The 1,046-nt window shown below is 38.7% G+C and carries 1 pseudogene; it reads right to left on the bottom strand.

What is annotated here, in order from left to right:
- Positions 1-106: 106 nt before the first annotated feature.
- Positions 107-816: pseudogene (gene deoD / locus HSISS2_RS03610) on the bottom strand (purine-nucleoside phosphorylase).
- Positions 817-1,046 lie beyond the last annotated feature (230 nt).

Genomic DNA, 1,046 nt, shown 5'->3' on the forward strand with positions numbered 1-1,046 from the left:
TGACAATTTTAAATCTATTACCACTATTCATAATAAAGGAAACAAGTCAACTATAACCCAACAAAACCAAAAAGGAACACCAAAAGGTGTCCTTTCATTATAGCAACTAATCAGAAATAAGTGTTTCTAAACCGACTTTCATCATATCAGTGAAAGTATTTTGACGTTCCTCTGCAGTTGTATCCTCATCTGGATTCACCAAACTATCAGAGATTGTCATAATGGCAAGAGCATCTACCTGATGCTGAGCTGCAAGGTAATAAAGAGCTGCCGCTTCCATTTCAACAGCTTTCACGCCCCATTTACCGAGTTCAATATTTTTCTCATAGTAATTTGAGTAGAAAACATCAGAAGACAGTACATTACCAACATGGGTAGTCATACCGAGATCTTTGGCAATGTGGTAAGCCTTATCTAAAAGGTTGAAACTTGCAATTTGTGGGAAATCGTATTGTGGCCAATCGTTACGAATAATGTTAGAGTTTGTCGCTGCAGCTTGTGCCAAGACCAACTCACGCACATGAACATCCTTATTTAATGAACCTGCAGTTCCCACACGAATAAGTTTTTAACCCCGTAATCAACGATAAGTTCACGTGCATAAATAGAGATAGATGGCATTCCCATCCCAGTCCCCATCACAGAAACACGTTCACCCTTATAAGTTCCTGTGTAACCAAACATGTTACGAACCTCATTGAAACAGACAGAATCTTCAAGAAAATTCTCAGCAATGAATTTGGCACGAAGAGGATCCCCAGGAAGAAGAATTTTATCAGCAATCTCTCCCTGCTTAGCAGCAATATGAATAGACATAATTTATGATACAAAGAGCGATCAGAAAGCGACTGAAAATTAGGAAGCTGACGAAGATGCCTCGCATCTAGGCAGATTATCTATTTTCCAAGCTTTCCGCTCGTGTTCAAATATGAACACCTGCTCTACCTTTCTTAGTTATTTATAGAATCGGCGTTAAAGAGGCAAAGTAAAAATAGGAAATCCGACAAAGATGCACCGCATCTTGGAAGATTTATCTTTTTTACACC

This window comes from Streptococcus sp. HSISS2, assembly GCF_000448665.1.
GTDB lineage: Bacteria > Bacillota > Bacilli > Lactobacillales > Streptococcaceae > Streptococcus > Streptococcus raffinosi.